Genomic DNA, 6,514 nt, shown 5'->3' with positions numbered 1-6,514 from the left:
ACTCTTCAGTTTAATACTTTGTAGCACCTTAAAGGGTGCCAATCTTGGCTCATCAATTACTGACAAAAATTTGCTCAAATAAACTTCGAGTAATTTCTACCATCAATCAATGAAAATAATTTCGATCAATCAACCAGTAAAAATCCACACAAGTTGTTCTTCATAATCTCTTAATGATCTTCTTGCTACTTCGTCAGTAGCAAGCTAGGTCGGCTATATTACTCTCTATCTCTAGAAAGTCAACCAGTAATGAAAATTATTTTTAAACTTCCTTTCTAAAACCTAACTCAAGCATTTCATGCTAAGTTACTGTTTTATCAGAAGTTTTAATCTTCATCACCGCCGATGGATGTGCATTCTACAGCATTTCAGGACCGTTGCAACACCCTTTTCCATTTATTTTTAATTTTTCATTACGTTTGTTTATTTATTCTACTAAATCAGCGTTTTTTACTTAAAAAAGTGTTTTTAGCGTACAGAAAGCATGCAATATGCCAGAGGCACCCATAAGATAAACATTAAAACTGGCATAACACCGTGCACTTCTTCAGGTTTTCTATACAACCACTGAATAAATGGAATGGCGATACCAAATAATGTCGCCATCAATAGCACATCAACGAATCCACCTTTCAGCAGTAGCCAGACCAAAACTGGAACACTCATCAACAAGCCAATTATCAATAAAACACAGTATTCGTATTTCCTGAGCTGCCAAAGTGTGAACCCTTGAATGATCCAGAATCGCTCTGCAGATTCAAAATTTGATTTTAGGTCCATTTTGATCACGCCTAGATTGAATAAACTCAGTGCAATATAGACAGCACACATCAATTGGAATAATTGTGAAGCGGTGAAATCAAGGCTCATGATGTTCCAAGTATCCGCCTGTGTGGCGAACCAATACAAAATCACGACCGCTGTAACCGAAATACCGATACTGACAATACGGTGGGTTAGAAATCTTTTATGAAATGCCTGACGAATAATTAATTTATTCTGATTGAGCCAGAGTGGGCTATATTTCTGTATCACAAATACGTTAGGTACTTGCAGCTTTATTGGTTTTGATTTCCTACCGAGCAGCCAGAATTTTATTGCCGCTATACAGATGAATGTAGATAACAACACCGCAACGAGTTGAGCGTCCAATATCGCAAGGCTCAAAATGGGCGAATATGTCAAAAGACACACTAAAACCCAATATTGATTCTGTTGTAAAAACAGCATTTGTATAATTAATAAATTAAAGATCCAAAGTAGCATCAATACACTGATGCCAAGGGAAGCCAAGAGTTCATACTCAACCCAAACATATAGAAGCGCCAAAACAAATGGCAATAACATCAAAAAGCTTAAACTCCCTAAAAATTTGATTTCCACTGCAAAACGACTTTTAAGCGTGATGGGCAATAGCGCTAGATAGCGATACCCTTCCCCACCGCTCAAAGCTTTACGTTGTATCGCACACCAAAATACATTTAAGGCAAGAAAGCCTGTCCAAAGAAACAAATTCGTGATTAATGATTTGCAATAAACCAAATCAATAATGGGCTGCACTAATGATAAGAGCAGTCCGAATAACATTGGCCCGAGAATTAATGTGACTAAAATAAGTAAATGCTTTTGCCGTGCAACTGCGTCTGCTGTGGTCTTGACATAGTATGTCCATCGGTATTTCAAAAGCGTTTTTATAATTGTTCGCTGCCCAACATGTCTTTGTTTATTCATGCCGTCTGCTCATTGGACTTTAGCCGATCCAGCTCGATGATTTTTGCTGCAAGACTGTCTCTAAATACAGGATCATGGCAAGACAATAGAATCAATTTTGATTGGCTCTGCTGTAAAAGTATACTTGTTAATTCAGCCAAGGCATTTTGATCTAAGCCATTGCTCGGTTCATCCAAAATCAGTAAAGGTGCCGAAGTCATTAAGGCTGCAACCAATAAAAACTTTTTGGTTGTGCCAAAAGACATGTCAGCAAACGGCGTGGCTAAATAGTGTTCTAATTTAAATTTTTCAATGAAGATTTGATACTGCTCATGCGCTATCCCTCGAATATCACACATTAAATTCAGAAACTCCTGCCCTTGTAAAAAATCATAAATAGGGCTTTTATCTGGCACATAGGCCACAAGTTTCTTGTATTCATTGTTGTGAGGGGCATTTTGTTGATCATTAATCAAAATATTGCCTGCATCAAAATCCAACATCCCAGCAATCATCGCAAGTAAGGTGGACTTCCCTGCTCCATTCTCAGCAACAACAGCGACAATTCCGAATTCGCTTAACTCTAAATTTAAATTTGAAAATATACGTTTTCCCGCAAAAGATTTGGACAGTTGCTGCAAACTCAAAGAAACCATCATGATGTTCCTGATTTATTATCTTAAGTTATTTATTATTGATCTATCTTCACATATCTTGAATCTGAATTAAATAAATTCTTTAATAGACAAATTTATTGTTTTCAGTGTTATTCAATATCTAAATACGCCAAAATCATCTTCGATAATTCTACTTTAAGCTGCTGTTCTGTAATTAAAAAACTATTATTGCTCACATAGCGCATCATGGTAAATAAGGTACTATTAATGATTACAAAAGAGCGATGTTTCAAAGTTTCAAAGTTCCAATGTGAATAATAGCGATTAAATAAATACATCCCAACTTCAAAAAAATGCTTTTCCAAAACCTGAGAGGCATCTGAATGACTGTATTGATGCCAATGTTTTAAGATCTCAATGAAGAAGCCACGATCAGCTTTCAACATATCAAAGCCAAACTGAATACAAAGTGGGATCACCTCATAAATACTGTGCTGCTCTTGTTCCACGACTATATTTTTTAGTGCCAACCCCAATTGTTCTGATTTTCGGAGCAGTAATTCTTCTACGATTTGTTCTTTATTTTCAAAATATTGATAAATTGACCCAACGCTCACGCCAGATTTTTCCGCAATTTTGGGCGTCGTCAGCTCCAGTAAACCTTGTTCTGCAATACACAACTGCGCAGCTTGCAAAATGCTTTCCACGATCATTTTCGCGCGTTGTTGTTGTGGTCTTTTTCTCATTCTTTTGCTCTCCAATGCGATAGTGTTATGCGAATTGAATGCGAATAAATATTCATATTAGTGTGGTATGCAACAATAACATTGAAGATCAAAACATGACCACTCACTTCAATACCCGACTGGCTTCATTTCAGGCCACGCAGCAATCTAATCTACTGAGTTTTCTGTTGTCTCATTTGACGGGTCGAGCTGCACAGCCGAATTACCCTCAATATCTTACCCTCAATAAAGCCCTGCAATGTGGTGATCCACAGATGGAAAAAGTGCTCACGTGGATGATGCTGAACCCTAAGCAGCATCGTGAATATTTTGAAATCGCTTTATTTAAAGGTGTCGAGCAGCTTCCCTTTCCTATTCCTGAACTCGAGCATTTTTTTAAGCATGTTGAACAAATACCGCCGTGGTTAGAACCAGAAAAAATACAGCAGGCCATTGAATTCACTCATCGCCTGGGGATTAACAATGGCTTTATTTTGCGAGACCTTTCACTCATGGTCGGTTATCTCTTCCCCGGTTTCAATCAACCGCTCATGCTGACCGGTGCTTTAAATAAACAAGCCGGTACACGTCTGGCTGAAACCACTAAATGGTGGGTAGATATCACTGAAGAATGCGGACTCGAACGTTTGCATGCGGGATTTACATCGACGATTTATGTGCGTTTTATTCATGCTTTGGTACGGCATCAACTCCAAAAAGGCAAAGACTGGGATTTTGCAACGTGGGGGGCGCCGATGAATCAATTTGACTTGGCGATGACCAATCTTGCCTTTAGCAGTGTGGTACTTTTGGGCATTCGCGCTTTAGGAATTTTTCCATCAAAACAAGAAACTGAAAGCTTTTTACATTTTTGGCGTTATGTGGGGTGGTTAATGGGTATTGATGAAAAATGGTTAATTGAAAAAGAATCAGATGGTTGGAAACTGCTGTATTGGATGCAATTTGTACACCCTCAATCTGATGCAAGCAGTATGGCTCTCGGCGCCAGTCTCTCTAAAGAACCTTTTGAAAGACAATACAAATACCTCCGACCATTTCAGCAAAAACTGGCTTATCGACAACATCTGGAGCTGACACAATTTTTTATTGGCAAAAAACGCATGCATAAATTAGGGCTCAAACCCCAGTCCGCCGCATGGTTTGCCTATTATTTATTGGCTAGAAATCTTGTCCTGTATTCAGGCGCTAAGCATGTCCCAAGTTTAAATCAAAAATTACAGCAAAAAGGCCGTGCGATTCAAAAACTCGGTTTAGCACTGTATCAAAGTAAGGCCAAACAACTAGCCAGTATGCACCAATAAAAAAAGCAGAGCGATCGCTCTGCTTTTTGGATGACAAATGTCAGGACTTAGAATTTCATCGAAATATGTGCCCAATAATTGCGACCGATATTATTAAACTGTTGATCAGTCGCTAAACCTGTCCCTGCATCACCCAGTTTATTTAGATGTTCGGTATAAGTTTTATTCAGGAGATTATCCACACCCACAGATACATCTACACCCTCATTAATATGATAAGTACCATTTAAAGACAGTGTGCCAAATCCTGCACTTTCTTTCAGGTCATAACCCACGATATTGCCTTGGTGCGCACTGATACGATTTTGCCCATCAACCACACGCCAGAATGCTCCCAAAGTATAATTATCTTGGATATAACGTAAGTTGATACGTGCTTCTAACGGTGAGATTTGTGGTAATGGCTTGCCATCTGTGGTGTTTTTACCCCACGCATACATTGCGCTGACATCGGCTTGAATATGATCGCTAAATTGATAGCCAATCCCTGCTTCAGCTCCCGCAATGGTGGCATCCACATTTCGGCTATGTGCTTCCATACCCTTCATCATTCCTGATCCAGACTTATAACTTGTTAAAATATAATCTCTCACTAAACCTGCATAAGCCGATACCCAGGAATTCAAAGCGCCATGTTCATGTTGATAACCCATATCTAACTGAAGCGTTTTTTCTGTATCAATATGATTGAATGTATTGTTATGACCATTTCCTGATCTTGGGCTGAATAATTCCCAATAATCTGGCATGCGCTCTACATAGCCTAGACCGATATAGGTTTTACCATTGTCATGTTCAGGGTGCTTATTTTCAAAACGAATAAAAGCACTTGGCAAAGTTTCATTCAGCTCCGTGTTATAGCCACTCGCTTTCGAAGCGGCACGCTCATCTTTCACTTGCACTTGATCGAGACGAAGTCCCGAAACCAACTTATTGTTGTCACTCAATTGATAACTGACTTCTCCAAAACCGCCATATGACTGAAACTTCATATCGGTTTCACGTGCTTTGTCTTTATAGCTATTGCGCATCCCTTTGCGAATGCTATGTTCATTTTTCTGTGTGTCAATGCCTGTGACAAAGTCAATCTTATCCCATTCATATGTCACAGCCATACGTGCATTTAATGTTCTGCGAGCAACATTCGATGCCATTGGCATATTCATCATGCCACTTGGTTGAAACTCACGTAAGCTGAAGTTATCCATGACATGATCATTAAAACTATAGTTGACCTGTGCTTCGATTTTTTTAATCACCTCTGTGACATTCTTTTTCTCGACACGAAGGCCTAAGCTTTCACGGGCAAATTGCGAACCATCCATTGAACGGCCTGCGTATACCGCCTCACCATCGGCTTTACCTCCGGTAAGTTCTACCCATGTATCTTCGTTTGGCGTCCAACCGAGAGCCAAATCTGTATTCCAACGCTCCCAGTCTGACGGCACAGTATTACCATCTCCGTCTTGGTAACTATCTGCAACAGAACGACTGGCATTTAGACGGACATATTTGTATTCATCCCCTACGGCCGCCTCGATATTATGATCTAAACGACCATAAGAACCGATCATCACACTGGCTTGACCACGGTAGTTTTTATCAGCATCGAACTGTTCAGGTTTGCGTTCAAACAAGACTGTTGCAGCAGAACCTGTATTGGCATATTGAACCGTTTGAGGTCCTTTAATCACTGAAATTCGGTCATAACTTTCAGGGGAAATATAAGACGTTGGTGCATCCATACGATTTGGACACGCCCCGAGATTTTCTGTGCCATCGGTCAAAATTTTAATGCGTGAACCAAACATGCCACGGAAGGTTGGGTCTGCATTGGTTCCCCCATTTTTAATGGCACTAAACCCCACAATACTTTTTAAATAATCGGCCCCATCACTGGCAGGTATCGGTTGAATCGGCTGTTTGGGATTGGCACGAACAATCAGGCCATTGGCATCATTCCCCTGATGTGATGTCACCACAATCGGTGCCAAAGTCTGTACTGCATTGGTTTCCGTCATCTCTACGGACATCTCGTCAGCCATCACCGTAGTTGAATAGCAGGCAACACAAATTGCAGCCGCAAGAGGCTGTAGAAAAAATTTAGGCTGAGCCATGTTTATCTCACAAAATACATAAA

Annotated in this window: 5 protein-coding genes; 1 reads left to right on the top strand and 4 read right to left on the bottom strand. The window is 39.9% G+C overall.

Going from position 1 to position 6,514, the window contains the following annotated elements:
- Nucleotides 1-468: 468 nt before the first annotated feature.
- The 3 genes from FTU16_RS10985 to FTU16_RS10975 form a co-directional block, all read right to left on the bottom strand.
- Complete coding sequence (locus FTU16_RS10985; protein ID WP_180114356.1) at nt 469-1,731, bottom strand: hypothetical protein; 1,263 nt, start codon at nt 1,729-1,731, stop codon at nt 469-471.
- Entirely contained in the window at nt 1,728-2,369 is a 642-nt protein-coding gene (locus FTU16_RS10980) for an ABC transporter ATP-binding protein (protein WP_180114357.1), read from the bottom strand. The genes FTU16_RS10985 and FTU16_RS10980 overlap by 4 nt, the downstream gene beginning before the upstream one ends.
- 107 nt (nt 2,370-2,476) lie before the next feature.
- Nucleotides 2,477-3,073 carry a TetR/AcrR family transcriptional regulator gene (locus tag FTU16_RS10975; RefSeq protein WP_180163240.1) on the bottom strand — a complete coding sequence of 199 codons (597 nt, stop codon included), beginning with the start codon at nt 3,071-3,073 and terminating at the stop codon, nt 2,477-2,479.
- A 95-nt stretch (nt 3,074-3,168) separates the two neighbouring features.
- Here FTU16_RS10975 and FTU16_RS10970 point away from each other — a divergent pair, with 95 nt between their 5' ends.
- Nucleotides 3,169-4,374: an oxygenase MpaB family protein gene (locus FTU16_RS10970; protein ID WP_180163239.1), complete on the top strand. Its 1,206-nt coding sequence runs from the start codon at nt 3,169-3,171 to the stop codon at nt 4,372-4,374.
- A gap of 47 nt (nt 4,375-4,421) precedes the next feature.
- Here FTU16_RS10970 and FTU16_RS10965 read toward each other — a convergent pair whose 3' ends face one another.
- Nucleotides 4,422-6,491 carry a TonB-dependent copper receptor gene (locus tag FTU16_RS10965; RefSeq protein WP_180163238.1) on the bottom strand — a complete coding sequence of 690 codons (2,070 nt, stop codon included), beginning with the start codon at nt 6,489-6,491 and terminating at the stop codon, nt 4,422-4,424.
- Nucleotides 6,492-6,514: the final 23 nt, after the last annotated feature.

This window comes from Acinetobacter sp. YH12069, assembly GCF_013419675.1.
Classification (GTDB): domain Bacteria; phylum Pseudomonadota; class Gammaproteobacteria; order Pseudomonadales; family Moraxellaceae; genus Acinetobacter; species Acinetobacter amyesii.
The sequence above is the reverse complement of the archived record's forward strand: the minus strand, read 5'-3'. Positions and strand labels throughout refer to the sequence as shown.